22 protein-coding genes and 1 tRNA gene are annotated in these 26,224 nt (G+C 40.5%); 6 read left to right on the forward strand and 17 right to left on the reverse strand.

Annotated features, from left to right (window positions below; translation table 11 throughout):
• Positions 1-111: 111 nt before the first annotated feature.
• Complete coding sequence (locus C5N92_RS06110) at positions 112-1,974, forward strand: SLC13 family permease (RefSeq protein WP_111749968.1); 1,863 nt, start codon at positions 112-114, stop codon at positions 1,972-1,974.
• A 60-nt stretch (positions 1,975-2,034) separates the two neighbouring features.
• Here C5N92_RS06110 and dnaJ read toward each other — a convergent pair whose 3' ends face one another.
• The 4 genes from dnaJ to cspE form a co-directional block, all read right to left on the reverse strand.
• Complete coding sequence (gene dnaJ, locus C5N92_RS06115) at positions 2,035-3,171, reverse strand: molecular chaperone DnaJ (RefSeq protein WP_111750086.1); 1,137 nt, start codon at positions 3,169-3,171, stop codon at positions 2,035-2,037.
• A 236-nt stretch (positions 3,172-3,407) separates the two neighbouring features.
• Positions 3,408-3,647 carry a hypothetical protein gene (locus C5N92_RS06120; protein ID WP_111749969.1) on the reverse strand — a complete coding sequence of 80 codons (240 nt, stop codon included), beginning with the start codon at positions 3,645-3,647 and terminating at the stop codon, positions 3,408-3,410.
• A complete protein-coding gene (gene dnaK / locus C5N92_RS06125) occupies positions 3,647-5,548 on the reverse strand; it encodes a molecular chaperone DnaK (protein ID WP_111749970.1) in 1,902 nt (633 codons plus the stop codon). Before dnaK ends, C5N92_RS06120 begins: the two co-directional genes overlap by 1 nt.
• 271 nt (positions 5,549-5,819) lie before the next feature.
• The gene (gene cspE / locus C5N92_RS06130; protein ID WP_111749971.1) at positions 5,820-6,032 is read right to left on the reverse strand and encodes a transcription antiterminator/RNA stability regulator CspE; all 213 of its coding nucleotides are present in this window, start codon (positions 6,030-6,032) and stop codon (positions 5,820-5,822) included.
• 322 nt (positions 6,033-6,354) lie between these two features.
• Here cspE and trpS point away from each other — a divergent pair, with 322 nt between their 5' ends.
• Complete coding sequence (gene trpS / locus C5N92_RS06135) at positions 6,355-7,383, forward strand: tryptophan--tRNA ligase (RefSeq protein WP_111749972.1); 1,029 nt, start codon at positions 6,355-6,357, stop codon at positions 7,381-7,383.
• Positions 7,384-7,498: 115 nt separating this feature from the next.
• On the opposite strand, the gene lipA is transcribed toward trpS, so the two are convergent.
• From lipA to C5N92_RS06185, 10 genes are all read right to left on the reverse strand, one after another.
• On the reverse strand, positions 7,499-8,461 hold the full coding sequence (gene lipA, locus C5N92_RS06140; protein ID WP_111749973.1) for a lipoyl synthase: 963 nt from the start codon (positions 8,459-8,461) through the stop codon (positions 7,499-7,501).
• Positions 8,462-8,472: 11 nt separating this feature from the next.
• The gene (gene lipB / locus C5N92_RS06145; protein ID WP_111749974.1) at positions 8,473-9,129 is read right to left on the reverse strand and encodes a lipoyl(octanoyl) transferase LipB; all 657 of its coding nucleotides are present in this window, start codon (positions 9,127-9,129) and stop codon (positions 8,473-8,475) included.
• A 3-nt stretch (positions 9,130-9,132) separates the two neighbouring features.
• Positions 9,133-9,432 carry a DUF493 family protein YbeD gene (gene ybeD / locus C5N92_RS06150; protein ID WP_111749975.1) on the reverse strand — a complete coding sequence of 100 codons (300 nt, stop codon included), beginning with the start codon at positions 9,430-9,432 and terminating at the stop codon, positions 9,133-9,135.
• 206 nt (positions 9,433-9,638) lie between these two features.
• On the reverse strand, positions 9,639-10,778 hold the full coding sequence (locus C5N92_RS06155; protein WP_238138461.1) for a serine hydrolase: 1,140 nt from the start codon (positions 10,776-10,778) through the stop codon (positions 9,639-9,641).
• Between the two features lie 56 nt (positions 10,779-10,834).
• Complete coding sequence (locus C5N92_RS11415; protein ID WP_111749977.1) at positions 10,835-11,809, reverse strand: septal ring lytic transglycosylase RlpA family protein; 975 nt, start codon at positions 11,807-11,809, stop codon at positions 10,835-10,837.
• Between the two features lie 34 nt (positions 11,810-11,843).
• Positions 11,844-12,971, reverse strand: a complete 1,128-nt coding sequence (gene rodA / locus C5N92_RS06165; RefSeq protein ID WP_111749978.1) for a rod shape-determining protein RodA — start codon at positions 12,969-12,971, stop codon at positions 11,844-11,846.
• Positions 12,964-14,916: a penicillin-binding protein 2 gene (gene mrdA, locus C5N92_RS06170; RefSeq protein WP_111749979.1), complete on the reverse strand. Its 1,953-nt coding sequence runs from the start codon at positions 14,914-14,916 to the stop codon at positions 12,964-12,966. The genes rodA and mrdA overlap by 8 nt, the downstream gene beginning before the upstream one ends.
• A 6-nt stretch (positions 14,917-14,922) precedes the next feature.
• Positions 14,923-15,390 carry a 23S rRNA (pseudouridine(1915)-N(3))-methyltransferase RlmH gene (gene rlmH / locus C5N92_RS06175; RefSeq protein WP_111749980.1) on the reverse strand — a complete coding sequence of 156 codons (468 nt, stop codon included), beginning with the start codon at positions 15,388-15,390 and terminating at the stop codon, positions 14,923-14,925.
• Positions 15,391-15,705, reverse strand: a complete 315-nt coding sequence (rsfS, locus tag C5N92_RS06180) for a ribosome silencing factor (protein WP_111749981.1) — start codon at positions 15,703-15,705, stop codon at positions 15,391-15,393.
• Between the two features lie 135 nt (positions 15,706-15,840).
• Positions 15,841-15,935 (reverse strand) — tRNA-Sec (locus tag C5N92_RS06185).
• 64 nt (positions 15,936-15,999) lie between these two features.
• Between C5N92_RS06185 and selA the strand changes: the two genes are divergently transcribed.
• Positions 16,000-17,385, forward strand: a complete 1,386-nt coding sequence (gene selA / locus C5N92_RS06190) for an L-seryl-tRNA(Sec) selenium transferase (RefSeq protein ID WP_111749982.1) — start codon at positions 16,000-16,002, stop codon at positions 17,383-17,385.
• Positions 17,382-19,232 (forward strand): selenocysteine-specific translation elongation factor, encoded by a 1,851-nt coding sequence (gene selB, locus C5N92_RS06195; protein WP_111749983.1) that lies wholly within the window; start codon positions 17,382-17,384, stop codon positions 19,230-19,232. The genes selA and selB overlap by 4 nt, the downstream gene beginning before the upstream one ends.
• Before the next feature lie 65 nt (positions 19,233-19,297).
• Here the strand turns inward: selB and thrC are convergent, their stop codons facing one another.
• Positions 19,298-20,572, reverse strand: coding sequence for a threonine synthase (thrC, locus tag C5N92_RS06200; protein WP_111749984.1), 1,275 nt, complete (start codon positions 20,570-20,572; stop codon positions 19,298-19,300).
• A gap of 310 nt (positions 20,573-20,882) precedes the next feature.
• On the opposite strand from thrC, the gene pgtP reads away from it, so the two are divergent.
• Positions 20,883-22,217 carry a phosphoglycerate transporter protein PgtP gene (gene pgtP / locus C5N92_RS06205; RefSeq protein WP_111749985.1) on the forward strand — a complete coding sequence of 445 codons (1,335 nt, stop codon included), beginning with the start codon at positions 20,883-20,885 and terminating at the stop codon, positions 22,215-22,217.
• Positions 22,218-22,327: 110 nt separating this feature from the next.
• Positions 22,328-22,555: an HAD family hydrolase gene (locus C5N92_RS06210; protein WP_238138401.1), complete on the forward strand. Its 228-nt coding sequence runs from the start codon at positions 22,328-22,330 to the stop codon at positions 22,553-22,555.
• Between the two features lie 68 nt (positions 22,556-22,623).
• Here C5N92_RS06210 and C5N92_RS06215 read toward each other — a convergent pair whose 3' ends face one another.
• Positions 22,624-24,279 (reverse strand): UvrD-helicase domain-containing protein, encoded by a 1,656-nt coding sequence (locus tag C5N92_RS06215; RefSeq protein ID WP_111749986.1) that lies wholly within the window; start codon positions 24,277-24,279, stop codon positions 22,624-22,626.
• Positions 24,276-26,183, reverse strand: a complete 1,908-nt coding sequence (locus C5N92_RS06220) for an ATP-dependent nuclease (RefSeq protein ID WP_111749987.1) — start codon at positions 26,181-26,183, stop codon at positions 24,276-24,278. Before C5N92_RS06220 ends, C5N92_RS06215 begins: the two co-directional genes overlap by 4 nt.
• Between the last annotated feature and the right edge of the window lie 41 nt (positions 26,184-26,224).

Consider the following 26,224-nt stretch of genomic DNA (forward strand, 5'->3'; position numbering starts at 1 on the left):
TAATCATCGACAAAATAGTGATTGTTTTTTAGCTAAAATTGATTAAAGACACTGCGATTTTTCCTAAAATCAGTATAATCAATTCATTGATTCACTCACCCGAGTCTGGTTATGCAATTCTTAAATTCTTTTCTCCCTGATTTCCTGTTTCATCCACTTTTTTGGGTACTCACGTTACTTGTTTTTTCTATTTGGCAATTTATTCAAAATAAATTGCGTATGGATATTGTGGCATTACTTGTAATTGCCTTTTTTAGCTTAACAGGTATTTTAACGGTAAATGAAGTATTCGCTGGTTTGAGTGATCCGAATGTCGTGCTGATTGCCTTACTCTTTATTGTGGGTGAAGGCTTGGTTAGAACAGGTATTGCTTACCAAGTGAGTGAATGGCTGATGCGTGTTGCTGGTGCGAGTGAGGTTCGTGTTCTCGTCTTATTAATGCTCTCTATTGCAGGCCTTGGCGCTTTTATGAGTTCAACAGGGATTGTGGCAATCTTTATTCCCGTCGTATTGGCAATTTGTTCTGGCATGGGCATTTCACCTAAACGGCTGATGATGCCCTTGAGTGTTGCGGGATTAATTAGTGGCATGATGACATTAATTGCAACTCCGCCAAATCTTGTTGCTCATTCTGAACTCGTTAAAGCTGGACATGAAGGCTTTGGCTTTTTTAGTTTTACACCGATTGGTGTAGCGGTGCTAGCATTAGGCATTATCTACATGCTTTTTGCTCGGAATTGGCTTGATAATGGTGAAAATATCAATACAGAAAATAAGAAAAGTTCTTCGATGTACCAATTTATTGAAGAATACCATCTCTCTGGTCGAGCCAAAATGGCAGTGATTACATCTAATTCTTTCTTAATTGGTAAAACAATCAATGAACTCAATTTACGTAGCGAATATGGACTAAATATTGTTGCTATTCAGCGTGTAAAACGTTTTAGAGTGCTTTCTATTGCAGCCTATGGAACAGCAACATTGCAAGAAAAAGATATTCTTCTTATGGATATTAGTATTGATGCCGAAACATTTGCACAACGTTGCGAAGAGTTTGGGTTAAAAAGTGTTGAATTAAAAGGCGATTATTTTTCTGAACATGCTAAATCGGTTGGTATGGCTGAGTTTTCTATCATGCCAGAAACGGGCAGTATTGGAAAAAGTATTAGTGAATTGAAATTCCGTTCAACTTATGGGCTAAGTGTGGTTGGTCTCAAACGTGATGGCGAAATTCTTGATGGAGATATTATTCATACGCCATTACGATTTGGGGATACGTTGCTTGTCATGGGGGTGTGGAATAACTTACTCAAAATGGACAAAGCGAACCGAGATTTCTTTTTACTTAATGCACCAGAAGAAAGTAAGCGTGTTGCCCCCGCGATAAGCCAAGCGCCTCATGCGATCTTTTCTATTGTTACGATGGTTTTCTTAATGATCACAGGGCTTGTACCAAATGTCATTGCTGCACTCATTGCCTGTTTGATGTTAGGAAAATTCCGCTGTGTTGATATGAAAAGTGCTTACGAATCTATTCACTGGCCAAGTATTGTTTTAATTGTAGGAATGATGCCATTTTCAATCGCGTTACAAAAAACGGGCGGGATTGATATTGTTGTAAAAATGCTCACCGAGATTATGCAAGGATTGGGGATTCACTTTGTGTTGATCGTTCTCTTTGTATTTACTGCCATCATAGGCGCGTTTATTTCAAATACAGCAACAGCGATTTTAGTTATGCCTATTGCAATTGCAATTGCCCATCAACTCAATTTCTCGGCTGCACCTTTTGCCATGATTGTGGCAATTGCTTCATCCGCTGCATTTATTACACCAGTCTCATCGCCAGTAAATACCATGGTTCTTGCACCAGGTGGCTACAGTTTTATGGATTTTGTGAAAGTCGGATTACCATTTACGATTTTAGTTATGTTGCTATCAGTCTTTTTGGTACCAATATTATTCCCCCTATAAAACTATCGTTTATATTTCTAAAAAATAGCCTAGTACTAAACTAGGCTATTTTTATTCACTTTATTTCCCTAAATTATCAAAGAAATTTTTCACACCTTGGAAGAAGCCTTCATGTTTCGGACGATGTTGCCCTTTACCTTCTAAACTTTCTTCCAGTTTGCGTAATAACTCTTTCTGCTCTTCATTTAGCGAAACTGGGGTTTCGATAATCACTTTGCAGATTAAATCACCCGCATATCCGCCTCTCGCACTAGCAACGCCTTTGCCACGCACGCGGAATAGCTTGCCCGTTTGCGTTTCGGCTGGGACTTTGAGTTTCACTCGTCCGTCTAAAGTCGGCACTTCAATTTCGCCACCAAGTGCCGCCATAGTGAAGCTGATTGGCACTTCACAGTAGAGATTTGAACCATCACGCACGAAAATATCATGATCTTTCACGTGAATAACTACATATAAATCCCCTGCCGGTGCGCCGTTTTCGCCTGCTGCGCCTTCGCCGGATAAACGAAGTTGGTTGCCCGTATCCACGCCTGCCGGAATGGTGACGGAGAGGTTTTTGGTTTTCTCCACACGTCCATCGCCGTGGCACGATTTACACGGTTTTTCGATTTTCTTACCTGTACCGTGACAGCTTGGGCAGACGGTTTCGGTCATAAAGAAGCCTTGCTGACGGCGAATTCGCCCTGAACCGTGGCAGTGCGGACAGGTTTCAACTTTACTACCCGCTTCCGCACCTGAACCGTGACAAGTATCACATTGTACTAGTGTACGAATACGAATGTCTTTTTTCACGCCTTTCACGGCTTCTTCAAGGGTGATTTCTAAGTCGTAGCGTAAATCATCGCCACGCACCACACGCTGACGGCGACCGCCTCCGCCAAATCCACCGCCGAACATTTCGCTGAAAATATCTTCAAATCCACCGAAACCGCCACCGCCAAATCCGCCGAAGCCACCAGCACCGCCCCCTTGCTCAAAGGCTTGATGACCGTACTGATCGTACATCGCCCGTTTTTCGCTGTCGCCTAACACTTCGTAGGCTTCTTTGATCTCTTTAAATTTTTCTTCTGCGTCTTTACTGCCTTGGTTTTTATCGGGGTGATGTTTTGCCGCCAAACGTTTATAGGCACGTTTGATCTCTTGCTCACTCGCCCCTTTTTGTAAACCTAGGACTTCGTAGTAATCTTTTTTTGCCATAGTATTTTGTTTGTAAAATTTTACGGAAATTTGACCGCTTGTAAGCTTCATCCACGCACGGCAAGCCGTACGTGGTTACGATCAGCCTTCGGCTGAGTGAGCTGCTCTGCAGCTCTTCTTTTACAGCCCCAGCGAGGCTGAACTATGCGTAACCTAGTACGGCTATGCCGTGCTAGGTAGAGAGCATTGTCGATAGATAAATATACCAAAAGGGCGTGTTGCCACGCCCCCTTTATCTATTCAGAAATATCAATGGTAACAAATTTATGACCTTTTGATGCAATATCTGCTAAATGGCTTTTAATGTTACTCGGAGATTTTTTAAAATCATTAACACTCACTTTTAGAGTTAGAGTCACCCCTCTCTCATAACAAAACTCAGCCAATTTGCTTAATTTCTGATAATTCTTCTCATCATAAGAAAGAACTAAATTAGCATTATTCTCTACTAGGAATTTCAAATGAGCCATATCCATTATTTATTATCCTTCACTTCTTCAAACTCAGCATCTACTACGCCGTCATCTTTTTGGCTTTGTTGTGCTTGTTGCTGACCTGCTTGAGCCTGTGCTTGACCTGCTTGGATTAACGGCTCAGACGCTTTTACTAAGGCTTCGATTTTCGCTTCAATGTCCGCTTTATCTTCACCTTTCGCGGCTTTTTCTAAGTCTGCAACGGCTGCTTCGATCTTCGCTTTGTCATCTGCACTTAACTTGTCGCCTGCTTCAGTGATTTGCTTGCGAGTTGAGTGAGCAATCGCATCAGCTTGGTTGCGAGTTTGGACTAACTCTTCAAATTTGCGGTCTGCTTCGGCATTCGCTTCCGCATCACGCACCATTTGCTCGATTTCCGCATCACTTAAGCCTGAAGACGCTTGGATCTTAATTTGTTGCTCTTTACCTGTGTTCTTATCTTTCGCAGAAACGTGGATAATACCGTTTGCATCAATGTCGAATGTGACTTCGATTTGTGGCATACCACGTGGTGCTGGGTTGATCCCTTCAAGGTTGAACTGACCGAGCGATTTGTTATCGCTTGCACGTTTACGTTCACCTTGTAACACGTGAATGGTTACAGCACTTTGGTTATCTTCCGCTGTTGAGAACACTTGCGATTTTTTGGTTGGGATCGTGGTATTTTTCTCAATTAAGGTTGTCATCACGCCGCCCATTGTTTCGATACCTAATGATAATGGTGTTACGTCTAACAATAATACGTCTGTCACATCACCTGCCAACACACCGCCTTGTACCGCAGCACCAATTGCCACCGCTTCATCTGGGTTCACGTCTTTACGTGGCTCTTTGCCGAAGAAGTCCGCCACTTTCTTCTGTACTAATGGCATACGGGTTTGACCGCCGACTAAAATCACATCGTTGATTTCAGACACACTTAAACCTGCGTCTGCTAATGCCACTTTGACTGGCTCTAATGAACGGTTTACTAAATCTTCCACTAATGCTTCTAATTTCGCTCGAGTTACGGTTAGCACTAAGTGTTTTGGACCTGTTGCGTCTGCCGTAATGTATGGCAAGTTCACTTCTGTTGATTGAGCAGATGAAAGTTCGATTTTTGCTTTTTCTGCCGCTTCTTTCACACGTTGCATTGCCATAGAGTCGTTGCGTAAATCCACACCTTGCTCTTTTTGGAACTCTTCAACAAGGTAGTTGATTAAACGGTTGTCGAAGTCTTCACCACCTAAGTGCGTATCGCCGTTAGTTGCACGCACTTCAAAGGTTTGCTCGCCGTCTAAGTTGTCGATCTCAATGATTGACAAGTCGAATGTACCGCCCCCTAAGTCGTAAACTGCAACGATTTGATTCTCTTTTTTAGAGTCTAAACCGTAAGCTAACGCCGCTGCTGTTGGTTCGTTGATGATACGTTTAACTTCTAAACCTGCGATACGACCTGCGTCTTTGGTTGCTTGACGTTGTGCGTCATTGAAGTATGCTGGCACGGTAATTACCGCTTCAGTTACTGGCTCACCTAAGAAATCTTCCGCTGTTTTCTTCATTTTTTTCAATACTTCAGCAGAGATTTGTGGCGGAGCCATTTTTTCGCCTTTAACCGATACCCACGCATCGCCGTTGTCCGCTTTGGTGATTTCAAACGGCATAATTTCAATATCACGTTGAACTTCAGAGTCAGTAAAACGGCGACCGATTAAACGTTTGATTGCAAATAACGTGTTTTTCGGGTTGGTGATCGCTTGACGTTTCGCTGGTTGCCCCACTAATGTTTCTTTATCAGTATAAGCAATGATTGACGGAGTTGTTCTTGCACCCTCTGCGTTTTCAATCACACGTGGTTTGTCGCCATCCATTACTGCTACACAAGAGTTGGTTGTACCTAAGTCAATACCAATGATTTTTCCCATAATTTGATTCCTCTAATATAAATTTGGTTAATTTGTTCAAGTTAGCTACAAGATTGTGCTTTTTCGCCACATTTCAAGGGTAACTCAACACATTTTTCAAAAAAGAAACGGGAAGTTGTGCTACGTTCCCGCTCAGACGGAACAATAAATAGGGATAAAATTGAACTCTTCAAGGGGAAAAGATAAAAAAATCTTCAAAAAGGAAAATTTTACGCAATAAAAAACGCCGAGACATTGTATCTCGGCGCTTCAATTCAGTTTATGGTGCTAATTAGCGAACCACAACAACATCTACTGCAGCAGGACCACGTTGTGAATCTTGAATGTTAAATTCAACACGGTCGCCTTCTTTTAATGAACGAAAACCTTCGCTTGCGATACCTGAAAAGTGTACGAACACATCTTTACCGCCGTTTTCAGGGGTGATGAAGCCGAAACCTTTATCAGAGTTGAACCATTTTACTGAACCGTTTAATTTAGACATAGTGTCTTCCTTCTTAAGAAATTTAAATTTGTGTGCTTGAAACAAGCGGTAACGCTAAGGGCTAGAACTTAATTAAGGTAGATATTGGTAGAACTTTCAAGAACAAATTTAAAACTTGTAGAACAGGAAGTGCAATAAATAACGAACTTAGGTAAATCGCAATTAGCTTGAGACGCATTAGAACACGTTTAAGGTGCAAAAGCGAACATTAAATATCAAATTTACAAAATAAATCTCTTACAAGCGGTCGAATACTTGGCATTTTTTGCAAAATTCTGCCAAAATCGCACCGCTTGTCATTATTTATTAAAGAGAAAAGATTATGTCAAAACCGATTGTTTTTAGTGGCGTACAGCCTTCAGGTGAATTAAGTTTAGGAAACTATCTCGGGGCGTTACGCAACTGGGTTAAAATGCAAGATGAATATGAATGTTTATTCTGCATTGTTGATCTGCATGCGATCACCGTGCGTCAAGATCCTGAAGCGTTACGCAAAGCGACGTTAGATACCTTAGCCATTTACCTTGCTTGCGGTATCGATCCTGAAAAAAGTACGATCTTCATTCAATCCCACGTCCCTGAACATAGCCAATTAGCGTGGATTTTGAACTGCTACACCTACTTCGGCGAAATGGGACGTATGACCCAATTTAAAGATAAATCTGCTCGTCATGAAGATAATGTGAATGTCGGCTTATTTACCTATCCTGTGTTAATGGCAGCAGATATTCTGCTTTACCAAGCAAACCAAGTACCTGTGGGTGACGACCAAAAACAACACCTTGAAATCACTCGTGATATTGCTAACCGTTTCAACGCGTTATACGGTAAAAAAGATGCTGAAGGCAATGTGATTGAACCAATTTTTGCTGTGCCTGAAGTCTTTATTGCGAAAACAGGGGCAAGAATTATGTCGTTATTAGAGCCGACCAAAAAGATGTCAAAATCAGACGACAACCGCAATAACGTGATCGGCTTATTAGAAGATCCGAAATCGGTTGAGAAGAAAATTAAACGTGCAATGACCGACGGCGATGAGCCACCTGTCGTTCGCTACGATGTGCAAAACAAACCTGGCGTGTCAAACTTACTCGATATTTTGGCAAGTGTTACAGGTAAAACAATCCCAGCACTTGAAGCGGAATTTGAAGGCAAAATGTACGGGCATTTAAAAGGAGCGGTGGCAGAAGAAGTATCTGCGATGTTAAGCCAACTTCAAGAGCGTTATCACCATTTCCGTAATGATGAAGCATTACTTGAAAAAATCTATCGTGAAGGTGCTGAAAAAGCCCGTGCCAAAGCGAAAGAAACTTTAGCGGAAGTGTATAAGAAAGTAGGATTTGTGGCTTAATAAAATATAAAAGCTACTTTATAAATCGTATAAAAAATGAGAGTTTTCTTATTCGCGTATCAGAATAATCTGAGCAAGAAGAAAACTCTCATATTTTTGTTTCTAAATTACCAAGCTATTTCACAATCCCACCGCTTGCTTGTAAATCAGCATGGTAAGATGAACGAACGAAAGGTCCACAGGCTGCGTGTTCAAAGCCCATTTCATTAGCTTTTTGACGGAACATATCAAATTCCGTCGGGTGAACATAACGAGCCACAGGCAAGTGGTGGCGACTTGGTTGTAGATACTGCCCTAAAGTGAGCATAGTTACCCCATGATCACGCAAGTCTTGCATCACTTCTAAAATCTCGTCGTTAGTTTCGCCTAAGCCGACCATAATGCCCGATTTGGTTGGAATATCGGGGAACACTTCTTTAAACGCTTTGAGCAATTTGAGCGACCATTCATAGTCCGCACCCGGTCGAATTTCTTTGTACAGGCGTGGCACATTCTCAAGGTTATGGTTAAACACATCAGGCGGATTTTCTTTTAAGATTTCAATCGCTTGTTCAATACGTCCACGGAAATCAGGCACTAAAATCTCGATTTTGATCCCCGGATTTAACGCACGGATCTCTTTGACACATTCTGCAAAATGCCCAGCCCCACGATCAGGCAGATCGTCTCTATCCACCGAGGTAATCACCACATACTTCAGTTTCATATCCTGAATGGTTTCGGCGAGTTTTTTCGGTTCATCTTGATCGAGCGGTAATGGTTTACCGTGAGCCACATCACAAAACGGACAACGACGAGTACAGATTGCCCCCATAATCATAAAGGTTGCCGTGCCGTGATTAAAACATTCGTGCAAGTTTGGGCAAGAAGCTTCTTCACAGACAGAATGCAAGCCGTGACGACGCATACCGTTTTTGATACTTTCAATTTTGGCTGAGTTGGCTGGCAGTTTGATCTTCATCCACTCAGGCTTTTTCAATAATTCTTGATTCGGATCGATATTTTTCACAGGGATAATGGACGTTTTTGCGGCATCACGATACTTCACGCCACGTTCCATTTTAAAAGGTGTACCCATTCGAGATTATCCTATTTGTTAATAATTTGTTGCTTATTATAGCCGAGAATTTGGCTAAAGTAATGGATCAATTTCGGCGAGACTTTATCGCAATCGGCTTCAATCTTATCAACAAAATCCGCTAATTGACACATTTCTAACCCTGCATAGCCACACGGGTTGATATTATGAAACGGGCTAAGATCCATGTTGATGTTCAAGGCTAAACCGTGAAACGAACAGCCTTTACGAATGCGTAAGCCGAGCGAACAGATTTTCTTGCCATCAACATAAACACCCGGCGCATCAGGCTTGGGATAAGCATCAATGCCGTAATCCGCCAAGGTTTTTACCACCGATTGCTCAAGGGCAGTCACCAAATCTCTCACGCTCAAATCGTTACCATTTGCTTTGTGGCGTTTGATGTCAATCAGCACATACATAATCTGCTGCCCCAAGCCGTGATAGGTAATCTGACCGCCCCGATCCGACTGTACCACAGGGATATTTGTCGGATTGAGTAGATGTTCAGGCTTACCTGCAGAGCCTTGCGTAAATACCGACGGGTGCTGAACTAGCCAGATTTCATCAGGGGTTTGTTCATTGCGATTGTCAGTAAAATCCTGCATTTTGTGCCAAATCTCTTGGTAATCTTGAATACCAAGTTGGCGAATGATAAGTTGGGTCATAGATTACAACACCATTCTCACGCCCTGAATCTTCGCTAAATCAGCATAAAGGGTTTCGACTTGGTCGATGTTTTCGGCTTGAATGGTAATGGAAACAGAGTGATAAGTGCCTTTGCCACTCTCTTTTAAACTTGGATTATAGTCGCCTTTAACCACTTTTTGTACTTCGTTTACTACATCGTCCATTAAGCCATCACGGGCGGCGCCCACCACTTTAAAGGTGAATGAACACGGAAATTCAAGTAAATCTTTCAGTTTTTGTTGTGGAATATCGGCTAAATTTACGCTTTTTGTTTCTGTCATTTTGTATCCTTATGAAATGTATTGAGCGGTGCGATTTTGCAACATTTTTGCAAGATCGCACCGCTTGTTTGAAATATCCTAGCACGGCATAGCCGTACTAGGTTGGTCATAAGTCAGCTTCTCTAGAGCTGTAGAGTAAGAGTAGCGGAGCTACTCACTTATGCTTAACCTAGTACGCAGTAGCGTACTAGGCATTACGGTATAAATCAGTCAAACAACCCTTTGATCGTCAGGACAATCCAGTCCCACGCTTTGCCGAAAATGCTGGCTTCTTGAACATCGTGCATTACTTGAAGATCGACCGTTGCCACATCTTTGCCGTTAAGTTGGTAAATCACTTTGCCTACAGATTGTCCTTTTGCTAAAGGCGCTTCAAGATTCTTTTTATCTAAAGTATAACGTGCTTTTAATTCAGCAGTTTTACCTTTAGGAACAGTAATATAGCTATCTTGCAATGTACCGAGTTTCACATTACCTACATCACCATAATACACCGACTGCTCCAACACTTGTTGACCCGCAGATAATGGCTTAACGGTTTCAAAGTTAGCAAAGCCCCATTGGAGTAATTTTTTACTCTCTACTTCACGCCCTTTCATTGTATCCACACCCATAACAACGGAAATCAAGCGAGTATTGCTGTTGTAAGCAGATGCGACTAAATTATAGCCTGCTTTATCGGTATGACCTGTTTTTAAACCATCCACATTGATGGATTTATCCCATAATAAACCGTTGCGATTTGGTTGTTTGATTTTATTGAACGTAAACTCTTTTTCAGCGTAGATTTTGTACTCTTCAGGTAAATCACGAATGATATGTGCGCCGATAATCGCCATATCTCGAGCAGATGAATATTGTTCTGGGTGATCAAGCCCATGTACTGTCATAAAATGAGTGTTCTTCAAACCAAATTGTTGAACATACTTATTCATGGTATCAATAAAGGCTTGCTGAGAACCTGAAATATGTTCTGCTATTGCCACTGATGCATCATTCCCAGACACCACAATAATGCCACGATTTAAATCTTCAACCGAAACTTGTTGGTTCAAATTTAAAAACATTTTTGATGAGCCAGGAAATTTTTGTCCCCATGAACTTTCTGTAATAGTAACCAAATCACTATTTTTAATTTTTCCTGATTTTAATGCATCGCCTACGACATAACTCGTCATCATTTTCGTTAAGCTAGCAGGATATTGACGCTGATCTGGATTAAGACTTGCAAGTACAGCACCAGAATTGTAATCCATTAAAATAAAAGTTTGAGCATTGAGCTGTGGAGCAGGAATACCATAATCAATATCTTCTGCGTGAACAAAATTTATGGTTGAAAACGCCATAGCACAACAAAGGGCTGTTTTACATAATTTATTTTTTAACATATCAAAATCCTATTTTATTTTTCTGAATAACTTAACACACTATAACCTAAACGATTGAGCTGTTTTTTTACTTTTGCAGACTCACTAGCAGATGTCACATCAAACACAACATCAAATCCTTTCCCTTTTGCCACAACATAGCTTTTTGCTTTAACTGCATTTGCCACTTTTTTGGCTTCTTTTTCCGTTTTTAATTGCAATACTTTCACTGCAAATTTAGGCTGAGAAACGGCTGATATCTCGTTAGATTTATTTGCAACTGTCGCAGGCTCAGCTTTAATTGCCAACGAATTACCTGACTTTTTTACTTTTAAATTCAGGCCTTCTCTTTTAGCTAAATGGTAAAGTGCTTCAGCCCCTTTACCAATAATATAACCTTGGCTATCTACTTGCATTGCTTCTACTCTAACCCGAGCTGTACCAGACTGAATCATACCAATCTCTTTAGCTGCACCTTTTGATAAATCAATAATACGGTTTTTACTAAAAGGACCTCTATCGTTAATACGTACAATAACCTTCTTACCATTACGTAAGTTCGTTACAAGGGCATAAGAACCTAATGCCAAGGTTTTATGTGCTGCCGTATAGGCATTTTTGTTAAAAATCTCTCCATTTGCCGTTTTGCGACCATGGAACATACCGCCATAATAACTGGCGACACCTACTTGGCTATATTGTTTAGAAGCTTCTTTACCAATAACTTTATGTGTTGCCCCTTTTTCTCTATAGCTACTTTTACTATTAGAAACTTTTACATGGCTAAGCGTAGCTCCTTTAACACCATACAGTTTCTGTGTTTCATTGGTTGTTTTTTTTGCAGATTTTTTCGTTGAAGTCACCGCTTTCTTTTTAGGACTTTTAACTACTTTTTTCTGCACTTTTTGGACCGTTGCCACTTTTTTTGTCTGGGGTGCCGCAACCGTTTGTAGCGGGCTTAACGCAACCATAGCAGCTAATAGAAATGTTGCTAATTTGGTTAGTTTCATAGTAATTCCTCTTTATCAAGATAATCTGACAAGACTATAATTTAGTATAAGGATTATTTTGATCCCGACGTTCACGATGAACATAGCTCGACATCATCAATCCGAAAGCAGCCATCAGGGTAACATAAGATGTACCCCCATAGCTAAAGAGTGGTAATGGCACACCTACCACAGGTAAAATACCACTTACCATACCAATATTTACAAACACATAAACGAAGAAAAGCAATGCTGTTCCACCGGATAAAATTCGTCCAAATGCTGTACCTGATTTTGCACCGATAATTAAACCACGAGCAATAATAAATAGATAAATCGCTAATAAAATCAGAACGCCAATCATGCCATGTTCTTCACTTAATACAGCAAAGATAAAATCTGTATGAGGTTCAGGTAAAAATTCTAATTGAGACTGTGTCCCTTCCATCCAGCCTTTTCCTTCAATACCGCCAGAGCCAATGGCTATTTTAGATTGAATAATATGGTAACCTGCACCAAGCGGGTCTTTTTCAGGATCAATTAGCGTCATTACACGGGTTTTTTGGTAATCATGCATTAAATAAAACCACATGATGGGAATAAATCCTGCTAAAAAGACTACTCCAGCGCCAATAAGTTTCCAGCTTAACCCCGCTAGAAATAAAACAAAGATACCTGCAGCACACACTAAGATAGAAGTACCTAAATCTGGCTGAGCGGCTACTAATAATGTAGGCACAATAATCATCGCCAATGCAATCGCTGTATCTCTGAAATCAGGAGGAAGTGCACGTTTACCTAAATAGGCAGCAACCATTAATGGCACAGATAATTTAGCAATTTCAGAAGGCTGAAAACGTATAAATCCAAGATTAAGCCAACGTTGTGCACCTTTACTTGTTTCACCGACAAGATCAACTAACACTAATAAAATAATACAAACGATGTATAAGTAAGGTGCTACTTTTTCATAAAATCTAGGGGGAAACATTGCCATAGCAAACATTACGCCCAAACCTAGACAAACCTGAATAACTCGATTGGTAAACATACGCTCGCTAGCACCACTTGCACTATACAAAACAAGTAGACCATAGCCAGTGATCGCAAATAAGCCAATCAATAGCCAAATATCTAATGCGAAAATTTTCCAAAATCGCCCTAAAAATGATGATTTATTCACGTAATTCCTCTACTGCACCTGTTGCAAGCGGTGCCTTAGGTGCTATATTTTGCAAATTATCAGGAGCTGCTAAATGTAATAATGCATAGTCCATAATTTTTCTTGCTGCTGGAGCTGCTGTACTGCCACCACCCCCTGCATTTTCTAAAATGATTGAAACAATCACTTTTGGATTATCATAAGGCGCATAGCCAATAAACCAGCCGTGGTCATGTAAATCTTTTTTCAGACCTTTGGCATTATAATTTTGTCCATTTAAGCTAAAAACTTGAGCTGTTCCTGTTTTACCTGCAGCTCGATAAGCTGCTCCAGCAAAAGCTTTACGCCCTGTTCCATTATGGGCATTAATTACGTTATACATGCCTAGCTTAGCAATTTGCCAATAGCGACTCGGCACATCTGAAATATCTTCATAAAGCAACGGATCTTTATAAGGTGTAATATCTGTGGACATGACTTCTTTCATCAAATGTGGCGTATTAACCTTACCATTATTAATTAAGACAGCTGTTGCTTTTGCTAGTTGCAATGGTGTCGAAATCCAATAGCCTTGTCCGATGCCTACAGAGATAGTATCGCCTTGTAACCAAGGTTTTTTATAGCGCTTCTGCTTCCATTCACGGCTTGGCATAATTCCAACGGACTCTTCCGCTAAATCAATGCCTGTTTTAACACCAAATCCGAATTTCTTCATCCAATCCGACATGTTATCTATGCCCATATCGTAGGCAAGTTGATAAAAGAACGTATCTGATGATTCAACGATGGCTTTATTCACATCCGTTCTACCATGCCCACTTTTTTTCCAGTCACGGAAGCGTTGTGTAGAACCAGGTAAAATCCAGAAGCCCGGGTCAAAAATTGTTGTACTTGGTGTAATTTTGCCTTCAGTCAATCCTGCCACTGCCATAAAAGGTTTAATTGTTGAGGCTGGCGGGTAAGTTCCTTGAGTAGCTCGGCTATACAATGGACGATCAGGATCTTCTAATAACTGCTTATAATCTTTGCCTGAAATACCATCGACAAACAAGTTATTGTCATAACTTGGCGTAGTTACCATGGCTAAGATGCTACTATCTTTAGGATCCATCACCACCACAGCACCTTTTTGATTACCTAGTAAACTAGCCACAAAACGCTGAAGTTCGATATCTATCGTTAGACGAATACTTCCCCCAGGAATAGCCGCCTGATCTCGTAATTTACGAATCACTTTTCCACGGTTATTAATTTCAACTTCTTCAAATCCTGTAACACCGTGCAGCTGTTCTTCATAAAACTTCTCAATACCTAATTTCCCGATATCCGAAGTACCCGCATAATTTCCGTATTTTCCTGCGTCTTCTAAGCGTTTTTTATCTTTATCATTGATTTTCGCCACATAACCTAAAATGTGAGTCATGACTTCGCCATAAGGGTAATTACGCTTAAAATACGGATGTACGTCCATACTCGGAAAACGGTATTGATTCACAGCAAAGCGTGCCATTTGTTCTTCCGTTAAATCTGGTTTTAATAGAATCGGCGTATAACGAGATGCTCGTTTTTTCTCTTTACGGAAATTCTCAATATCTTCGTCACTCAGCCCAATGAGCTGTTTTAATTCTTCTAATGTTTGGTCAAGGTTATCAACTTTCTCAGGGACAATATACAAGCCAAAATAGGTTAAATTTTCAGCCAAAACGTTGCCATTACGATCGTAAATAACGCCTCGCGTTGGTGGAACTGGTAATAATTTAATCCGATTTCCATTTGAACGTGTTTGATAAGAATCGTATTCTACAATTTGCAGATGATAAAGATTGGTGAGCAATACGCCAGTTAAAACAAGCACGCCAATAAAAGCCACAACAGCACGACGAACAAACAGATTTAATTCTGCTTGCCCATTCCGTACTTTTTCATAATGTTTTGGCTTTGTGAGTTTGCCTAATTTACCAATCATGCGTCATTATTCTCGATGATAAGGATGATTTGTTGTCAGCGACCATGCTCGATAAAGACTTTCTGCAACCACAACTCGCACTAAGGGATGTGGTAACGTCAAAGGCGAAAGCGACCAACTTTGCTCTGCAGCTGCTTTACATTCAGGTGAAAGCCCTTCTGGTCCACCAATCAATAAACAGACATCACGCCCATCATTTTTCCAACTTTCTAATTGCTGAGCGAGCTGTTCTGTTGTCCATTGTTTACCAGGAATATCAAGGGTAACAATTTTCCCTTTACCACAAGCCGCTAACATTGCCTTACCTTCTTGCTCTAAAATACGCTTAATATCAGCATTTTTGCCCCGTTTACCCGCGGGGATTTCAACAAGCTCAAACGGCATATCTTTAGGGAAACGGCGTTGATATTCCTCAAATCCTTTTGTGACCCAATCAGGCATTTTGGTTCCCACTGCCACTAACTGAATTTTCATTTAAACCCAAAGTTTCTCAAGTTGATACATTTCACGGCTATCTTGTTGCAAGATATGCACAATCGCTTGCCCAAAATCCACGACAATCCAGTCTGCAACGGCTTTACCTTCGTGAGCAAACACTTCTACGCCTGCTTTTTTGCTCTCTTGAATTAAATTATCTGCTGTTGATGCCACATGGCGAGTTGATGTTCCAGTACATACAATCATCGTATCGGTAATGGTTGATTTTCCACGTACATCAATCGCTTGAATATCTTGGGCTTTCAGCCCTTCTAATGTTTCTGTTAAAAACTGTGTAAGATTCATTGTCATACTTGATTTCCACCTATCAAAAAGTGGCGAATTATAGCATAGAAAAAGTAAACCGCAGAAAAATGCACACGACAAGCGGTCAGATTTATGAAAAGTTTTGCAAATTTCAGGGGAAAATTTGAAGTGATAAAAGATTGGCGGAGGCGTATGGGAGTTGAACCCACCCAAGAACGCTGGCGTCCTTAACAGGATTTGAAGTCCTGCCGCATCACCGGATACGACACACCTCCGAAAAAGTGGCGATATTCTACTGAATTTATTAGAATTGTGCAAAATTTCTGATGGATTTCTACTATGCAATCGTTATTTCGCTCCATTCCTGCCGTTGATAAAGTGCTGAAAACAGCACAAGGCATTGATCTAACAGCTCAATTTGGACATCAAACAGTGGTGGCTCAAGCTCGTTTGCTAATTGAACAAGCTCGCCAACATATTCAACAACATCAAGCTTTACCCGATTTTTTGCAGACCGAAAATGGTATTTTTGATGAACTAACCGACCGCTTGCAACAGCTGGCTCAAGTGCAGATGAAACGGGTGTTTAACCTGACTGGTACGGTGTTGCATACCAATTTAGGACGTGGTTTGTGGTCGGAACAGGCGATCACCGCGGCGACTAACGCAATGCGAAATAACGTTGCCCTTGAGTTTGATATTGACGCAGGTAAGCGTAGCCACCGAGATCTCTACATTTCTGAACTACTGCAACAGCTCACGGGGGCTGAAGCTGCCTGTGTGGTGAATAATAATGCTGCAGCAGTGCTACTGATGTTGGCGACCTTTGCTCAAGGTAAGGAGGTGATTATCTCTCGTGGCGAATTAATTGAGATCGGCGGGGCTTTCCGCATTCCCGATATTATGGCTCAAGCTGGCTGTAAGCTGGTGGAAGTTGGCACGACCAATCGCACCCATTTAAAAGATTATCGCAACGCAATCAACGAAAATACTGCCTTTTTAATGAAAGTTCACACCAGTAACTACCAAATTCAAGGCTTTACATCAAACGTGAGCGAAGAAGAGTTGGTGGAGTTAGGCAAAGCGTTCAACTTGCCTGTTATCAGCGACTTAGGCAGTGGCTCACTGACCGATATGCAAGCACTTGGCTTGCCTAAAGAGCCAATGGTGCAACAAAAAGTCGCATCAGGGGTTGATCTTGTTTCCTTTTCGTGCGACAAACTGCTCGGCGGTCCACAAGCAGGCATCATTGTAGGCAAAAAAGCCTTTATCGACCAACTCCAACAGCACCCACTCAAACGTGTATTACGTTGTGATAAAGTGATTTTATCCGCCCTAGAAGCAACCCTACGCCACTACCTTTTCCCTGATCGCCTAACCGCCGAGTTGCCAACTTTGCATTTGCTCACTCAATCCCTTGATAGCTTGCAACACAAGGCAGAACGCTTAAAAACCACATTGAGCAAGCGGTTAGATCAACGCTATACATTGCAAATTGAACCGAGCGAAGCCCAAATCGGCAGCGGAGCATTACCAACGGAAAAAATCCCGTCTGTTGCTGTCACTATTTCCGCCGAAAAACAGAGCGATTTACTCGACTTAGAACGCAAATTCAAACACTTCCCTTGCCCGATTATCTGCCGTTTGGCTCAACAAAAAATGTGGCTAGATATGAGATCAGTGGCGGAGTTTAATAACCTTATTTTTATGTTGGAGACACTATGATCATCGTCACCGCAGGACACGTCGATCACGGCAAAACATCACTTTTACAGGCTCTCACAGGCACTCACACGGCACATTTGCCAGAGGAAAAAAAACGGGGGCTGACTATCGATCTCGGCTACGCTTATTTGCCGATAGAGAATGATATTTTGGGCTTTATTGATGTGCCGGGTCATCAAAAATTCTTATCCAATATGCTTGCAGGGCTTGGCGGTATTCAACACGCTTTGCTGGTAGTTTCGGCGGAAGAAGGAATTAAGCCACAAACGGAAGAACATCTTGCCATTCTTAAGTTATTGAATTTCAAACAGATTATGGTGGTGATCACCAAAGCAGATCGGGTTGATGAAAACCAAATCGAAAAGGTGATTGAACAGCTTAAACAGCGTTATTTGTCCCTTGCTACCGCTGATTTTTTCATCACATCGGCTCACACAGGTGAGGGCATTGAGGTGTTAAAACAGCATTTAATCCGCCTTAATCAGCAAAGCGAACTGACGGAAAAACCGTTCCGCTATGCCATTGACCGAGTGTTTAACGTCAAAGGGGCGGGCTTGGTGGTAACAGGCACTGCCGTTGCTGGTAGGGTGCAAATCGGCGATGAATTTTATCTCTCAAGCGGTCAGAAAGTCCGCATAAAAAACATTCACGCTCAAAATCACCCATCGCAAATCGGGCTGGCAGGGCAACGTTTAGCCCTGAACATCGCCAATGTGGAGAAAGAGCAAGTGCAACGGGGCGACTGGATCAGTCAGCTTGAACCGCAATTTGCCAGCGACCGCATTACCGTACGTCTGACCGCCGCTCAAGCCTTGAAAGAGAACAACGCCGTGCATCTCTACCATTTTGCTAGTCATATCACGGCGAAGCTCAATTTGTTGAGTTGTTCACAATGCAATGCCGATGAACAGGCGATAGCCGAGCTGATTTTGGATACGCCATTGCATATTGCGTTACAAGATAAATTGATTATTCGTAGTGGTGATGATAGCCAAACCCTTGCTGGTGCTGAAGTGATTGAAATCCACTCACCAAAACGTTACAAGCGGAGCGATGAGCGTCTAAATTACCTTGCGACACTGGCACAGCTGAAACAGTATCCAGAGCGAATTGCCTTTTATCTGCAACATAAAGCGGTCAATCTCACCCAGTTACTTTGGGCGGAGCAGATCTTTTTGTGGAATTTAGAAAGCTTTGCTCAACAGCAAAATTTCTATCTCAATTCAAATTACCTGTTTAATCAAGCCTTTAAACAGAATGTGCAACAGAAAATTGTCGCAAAACTGGAAGAGTATCACCAACAATACAGCGATCAACTTGGCGTCACCAAAGCCCGTTTGCACCGCATCGCCGTGTTGGAGCTGTCCGAACTTTTGGCGTATGCGTTAATTGATGATTTAATCAGTACACGTCAGCTCGCTCAAACACGAGGCTGGATCCACACCCCAACGCACCGTATTGAGTTTACCGATGCCGAATTGCAACTTTGGGCAGAAATCCGACCGCTATTTGAGCGGACCAATCAAGCCTTATGGGTACGAGATATTGCGTCAGAGCTTTCCATTGATGAAACCGAAATGCGAAACTTGCTTTATAAAGCAGGCAAGTTGGGCTATTTAGTGCCGATTGTCAAAGATCGCTTTTTGCTCCACGAACAGATCACCGAATTTGCCCAATTAATCAAAGACTTTATTGAACAACACGGCGAGATTTCCGTAAACCAACTGCGAGATGAAATCCAATATGGACGCAAAGTCACCGTGCAACTGATCGAATATTTCGACCGTTCAGGCTTTTTACGCCGCAAAGGGAATGTACATTTACTTAGAGACAGAGAAACTTACTAACTAACAAAAATGCTAGGATGTACTCCTAGCATTTTTTTCTTCAAAATTACACTAACTGATTAGAATTATTTTAATAAATAAGCTTTTAACAGTGAAAAATCCGCCGCCATGGTATCCGACAATAACTCCATCTTATTGTGTTTATCTAACGCTTCAGGCAATGGTAACTCAATGTCTAAAATATGCTCAACGCTCTCTTTGAATTTCGCTGGGTGAGCGGTGCAGAGGAAAATCCCTGTTTCGCCTGCTTGAAGCTGATCTTTTAACACTTGGTAAGCAATCGCCCCGTGTGGTTCACACAAATAGCCTTCCGCATATTGTGCTTTTAATGCGGTTTCTGTTTGCTCATCATTTAAGGCATCTGAACCTAAATCCGCCAAGTTCCAACCGTTGCGTTTAAAGAGTTCTTCAACACGTGGCCAGTTGTTCGGGCGACTTACGTCCATTGCGTTTGAAAGGGTTGCAACCGTAGCATTTGGTTCCCATTTACCTGATTTAAGATAGCGTGGCACAGTGTCGTTGGCGTTGGTTGAAGCGATAAAACGTTTAATCGGCAAGCCTAAGGTTTTCGCAATTAAGCCAGCAGTTAAGTTACCGAAGTTACCGCTTGGTACAGAAACCACCACATCACGACGTTTCTCTTTTGGTAACTGTGCCACGGCTTCAAAATAGTAGCAAACTTGTGCAAGTAAACGGCTGATATTTATGGAGTTTGCTGAGTTTAAGCCGATAGCTTGACGCAGTTCAACATCATCAAAGGCTTGTTTGACTAATGCTTGGCAGGCATCAAAATCTGACTCAATCGCCACCGTGCGAATGTTACCGCCAAGGGTACAGAATAATTTTTCCTGCAGTGGGCTGATTTTGCCTTTCGGGTAAAGGATCACCACATTGATATTCTCTAAACCATAGAAAGCGTGAGCCACCGCCGCCCCTGTATCACCCGATGTCGCCGTTAAAATGGTAATTTTATCTTCACCACGCACCGCACTTAACGCTTGTGCCATAAAACGACCGCCGAAGTCTTTAAACGCCAAGGTTGGACCATGGAACAGTTCTAACGCATAAATATCATCATTCACTTTCGCCAAAGGTGCTGGGAAGGTAAAGGCATTTTTCACCATCGCATTTAAGGTTTCCTGCGGTAACTCATCACCGATAATCGCCGATAAGATTTTTTGGCTACGTTCAACGAGCGGTAAAGCTAACAAAGCGTCAATATCGTCAAATTTCGGCAATACTTCAGGGAAAAATAAGCCCTGATCTTTGCCTAACCCTTGGCGAACGCCTTGGGCAAAACTCACTTGTTCTTCAGGGTGTTTGATGTTGTATAAGTTCATTAGACTGTCCTTTATTATCTAAAATTTAGAAATGGCATGATTGTATCTGTTCACCTTGGTTAGTCAATCACAAGCGGTGAGATTTCCCTATTTTTTTGAGATTATTGTTTCAATTATTAAATTTAAGTAAACGATTGCATTATATAAGTAGCTCTTTTAATAAACAAATGCGCTAAAAAAGTTAGATTTAGATCATAAAACTTACAAATCTCATTTGTTATGTAAAGATATTTTGGTAAATAATTTAATTAGAACATTAAATGTTTGAAAACGAAAATTTTAAAATCACAAAAGTTATAAAGGAGCTTATATGTTTTCTTTTTTAAAAGCATCTGCGCCTGCACCGAGAATTGAAAGTTCTCGTACAGATGCAGAATATCGTAAATTACGTTGGCAAGTTTTTGCCGGCGTATTTATTGGCTACGCCGCTTACTATTTGATTCGTAAGAACTTTTCTCTTGCTATTCCTTATTTAATTGATGAATACGGATTTAGTAAAGCAGATTTAGGGACTGTTGCTGTGGCATTATCTCTTGCTTATGGATTTAGTAAATTTATTATGGGAAATGTTTCAGATCGCTCAAATCCGAAATATTTTATTACTATCGGGCTATTAGGCTCAGCAATTATTAGCTTGATCTTTGGTTTAGTACCAGGCGTTCTCTCTTCTATTCCATTAATGATCTTACTAGCAGCCCTTAACGGTTGGTTCCAAGGGATGGGATATCCACCAGGTGCGAAAACAATGACCAACTGGTTCTCTCGCTCTGAACGTGGTGCGTGGTGGAGCTGGTGGAACGTTTCCCACAACTTAGGTGGTGGATTAATTGGTCCATTAGCGATTTTAGGCTTGTCTATTTTCGGTGTGTGGCAATCTCTTTTCTATTTACCAGCACTTATCGCGATTGTATTAGCATTTGTGGTATTTTATTTGATGCGTGATACGCCTGAATCACAAGGTTTACCACCTGTTGATGAATGGAAAGGCGAGAAAGTCTTAGAGAAAGTCGAATCTGCACATACTCTTTCTTCTAAAGATATTTTCTACAAATATATCATTAACAACAAATTCCTATGGGCGATTGCGATTGCGAACGTGTTTGTCTACTTCATTCGCTACGGCATCATCGACTGGGCACCGACTTACTTAAAAGAAGTCAAACACTTTACCGTAGATAAACAAAGCTGGGCATACTTCCTTTATGAATATGCAGGTATCTTCGGTATGCTTGCAAGCGGTTACTTAAGTGACAAAGTTTTCAAAGGTCACCGTGCACCACCAATGTTATTATTCCTAGTTGGGGTATTAATTGCGATCATCGTTTACTGGAAAAACCCAGCAGGTAACCCATTGGTCGATAACATCTGCTTAGTGGCGATTGGTTTCTTAATCTACGGTCCTGTAATGATGATTGGTTTACAAGCAGCAGATTTAGTGCCACGCGTTGCAACAGGTACTGCAACAGGTTTAACAGGTTTATTTGGCTACTTACTTGGCTCTGCAAGTGCAGGTTGGGTAATGGGTAAATTAGTGGATGTGTATGGCTGGGACGGCGGTTTCTATGCGTTAATTGCATCTTGCTTCTTAGGCTTTGCGTTTATTGCATTTACGCTATTCCATAGACCAGAAAAAACAAAAGAATAAAATGTTTTAACCTTTTGAAGCGACTTAGATAACTAAGTCGCTTTTTTATTGCAACACATTTTATAAATGGCATATTATCTATTATTAACGTCTTAATCAGGAGCCTAACTATGCAAACTCAATACAAAGCTATTTTTAGTGATATTGATGGTACGCTCATCACAAGCGATCACAAAATATCCCCCAAAACAGAATTTGCAATTAAAAATGTGTTAGCGCAAGGCGTGCCTTTTATTCTAGTGTCTGCTCGTCCACCGTCAGCGATGACAGTTTATACAAGGGACGCTCAAGCTGTGGATAACGTTGAACTTTATGTTGCTAGTTTACTCGATTTTTAATATACAAGAGAGTGGAATGCCGTCTGGAAGTTTCAGACAGCATATATGCAGAAGTTCAAAATAGCTTATTAATTTTTAAAATACTCCCAATATTCCTCATGTCTTGTTTTATTTACCCGCCATTGTTTAGCATCTCCTTCAGGTTTCTCCCTTTGTTGAGAATATGTTATTAAAAGTCGCTGTTTAGCACGAGACACTCCAACAAAAAAGGCACATCTTTCCTCATCAGCTTTTCCCCAAAAAGTTTCTTGTTCCACTGCTAATAAGATAACAGTATGAAATTCTAGCCCCTTACTTTTATGAATTGTCAAAATCCTAACGGCTTGATCATCAGAAAAATATCTCAATGCCTTTACTAGATCGGGTTCTTTTTTTAGTAATTCATTAATATGCTTGTTTGTTTCACAGATAAGTTCTCTTAACCTCTGTTTAGATTCATATTCTGGTGATAATGCGACAATAGCTTCAAGGCTTATCTTTTTTAAGAACTCTTTGACTCTTTCCCACCAATCTGAATATTTATTTCCACTCTGTATCGCTTGTTTGACTTTTCTTTGTTGTTCACTAAAAAAATCTTGGAAATAAAGACGCTGGCTAAATTCTAGTTCTTCATCATCAACAAAGGGCATAAGTTGTTCTTCCAAACGAATCCAAGCATTAGCTTCATTTTTTCCATATAAACAAAGCAGATAATCAACTATTAGTTTAGCGATTGGTTCAGCAGAAATATCTTGTAACTGCTGTTCATTTCGATAAGGAATTTGCCTTTTATCCAATTCTTTCATAATAAGCTGACCATATAAATCAGCTTGCTTTGAAATTAAAATTGCAATTTCGGATAATGGCAGATTCTCTTCATTTGACCATTTCTGAATAAAATCAGCTATCTCTCCTGCTTCCTCAGAGCTATTGTTATATTCACAAGGAATTATCTCTCCCTCATCACCAATCAGCTGTTCATCGGACATAACAGAATCGGGATCCATTCTTTGTATAATTTTATTCTGCAATCTAAGTAGAACGGGTTTAGATCGGAAATTGCGATACATATTTAATGGCACAGCTGAAAAATCTTGAGCAAATGTTTGGAAGATACCATCCAACGCTCCCGCCCAAGCCATAATCTTCTGTTTGGTATCACCCACTGCGGTTAATCTTGCATTAGTGCCTTGAAATGCTAATTTAATTAATTCATATTGAAGATCTGTGCAATCCTGAAATTCATCTAAAAATACATCCGAATAGGTTTGGCGAATAGCATTACGAGCAATTTCTGAATTTTTCAAAATCTTAATCGCCAAAGGAACTAACTCATTAAAAGTAATTTTCTCCCCTGTAATTCGTTGTTCTCCTATGGTATATCCCGACTTCAAAGCATTTTGACCTGTTAATACCACCCTAAATTTATCAATAATGCGTTTAGCAAAAGCATGGAAAGTATAACTATCAAAACGTGATGCTAATTCATTACCACATCTTCGTTTGACACGCTCTTTTAAATTTGTACTGGCATCAACCTTAAATGAAATAGCAAGAATTCTTTTAGGATAACGGCAAGTACCTGTACGAAATAAAAAATCCGCTCTTTGCGCTAACATTTCAGTTTTCCCTGCTCCGGGTCCAGCTGTAAGAGCAAGGCACTTCTCTTGCTCCAAAACAGCTTTCATAGCATTAGGTTCTAAAATCAAGCCATCTGCAGGCTGCCATTGTTTTACTGGAATCATTCAGGAATCTCCTGTAATTTCGCTTTAACGCTATCAGCAAGACGAGATAATTCCTCAGGCATATCTCGCAATAATTCCTCATCAGTTAAATTTGCAAGAGCTTGAAGATGATTTACTGGTTTACTGCCTACCTTGAATAAATTATGGTAGCTGGCAAAAAGTTTCTGCTCGTTTTCACTATATTGTTCAGGTTTATGATGATTTTTACCCAAAACAGAAACGATTAACTTTTCATCAGGCAATTCTTCTGTCTCTTTTAACTCAAATTGAGATGGATAGGCTTTAAGCATTGAGAAATCCAAATCCATTGGATAGGAATAAAAAACATCTCTTTGTTCTAATTCAGATAGATAATGTAAATATTTTCCTATAAGGTGTTGATCATTGTTCCAATCATGAATCCCATAATTTTCAGGAAGAGTTTTGTCTGGTGAAAATTCAGCTAACTTGTCATTCGCGTATTTAATTCTGCCCCAACCTCCACCAAATCTACCGACATCTAAATCCAATAAAGTAACATAAGGAATTTCTAACTGAGATAGTAATCGCCAAAAATGGTTTACATGTCGTCCACCTAAAGGTGCGATCGTAATCGCTGATTCATCAACTGGAATACCTTTAGCATTAAAAATTCTTGGTAAAACAATTTCTTCACTATCGCCTTCACCTAATACAACCATTCGAGAGAAATAAATTTCAGGAAAAGCTTGAACAGCTTCCCGTACAAATTTGTAGGCTTCATCTGATTCTTCAGGCAACTGAATATGTTTCACTGACGATGTTCGACTTGAGTTCAAACGCAAATAACGAATATGTTCGGGAAAAACTCTACGCAACATTGACGGTGCGTGTGTTGCTATTAAGGCTTGAGCATCTTGATGTTCAGTTGCTGTTTTTAAGGCATTAACGATACGCCCTAAATAATGTGGTGATAAGCTATTTTCAGGTTCTTCTAAAGCAATAATGGTAAATATAGGAGGGCGCAATTTTGCAATATCAAAAGAATTATTACCATTACTCAAAACAGAATGGCTAATTGATTGCGAAGCCAAGACTAATGACAAATAGAGCATAGATTTTTGCCCATCACTCAAACGTGAGAAATCTACTAAATTTTCATCATGCCCAGGGGTAAACGAAACTGACATATGCCGTAAAATATTTTCAATTTCAGAGTGCGCAAAAGAAATTTTAGGCTCTTTAAAATAGCTTCCCTTGTGCAAATTTTCCCAACTTTGTTTTAATTTTTCGCTGATATTTTTGATTGATGAATTACTTTCTAGCGTATTGTTGATTTGTTCGGTCAATTCATTAATATTTTTTCTCTCATTTTCCCAATTAACCGCTCTCAGCAAACGACCTAAAAGAGCATTGGCATTATATGCAATATGATCTAGCGGATCCCTTTGGGCTGGTAAGTAATGAACTTGAATCTGATTTCTATCAGCTCTAGGAACGAGTTTAGTAATCTCGTTTCCCTGTGAATCTGGCTCTAATACATATTCAAACGTTTCTTCTATCTCACCTGTGAAATCCATAGTTGCGGTAAGGCGAAATCTCACAATAGGAAGACCACTTGATGAACTTAACCGCATATGATTAAAGAATGGAGCAACAGTTGCATTATCTAAATCATTTAATGTTTCAGGAAAATTAAAATCAGCTTCAATGATTAATTTTCGCTGTTCAGGAATCTCTGATTCATTTTGTGGTATATGAAAATCAGAACGTTTAATTCGACGTAATGATTGATCAAAAGCAAACAAACGGCAAAGAGCCTGTAAAATTGCTGTTTTCCCAGAGCCATTGGGACCGATTAAATAAGTTATTTCATCTAATTTCAATTCAGTTGGTTCATTACCGAAACTATGGAAATTTGAAAGACGTAATGCCTGTAATTTCATTTTTTTACCCCAAATTTATTTACTATGCCAAAATTTATATT

This window comes from Glaesserella australis (assembly GCF_003260095.1).
Lineage (GTDB): Bacteria > Pseudomonadota > Gammaproteobacteria > Enterobacterales > Pasteurellaceae > Glaesserella > Glaesserella australis.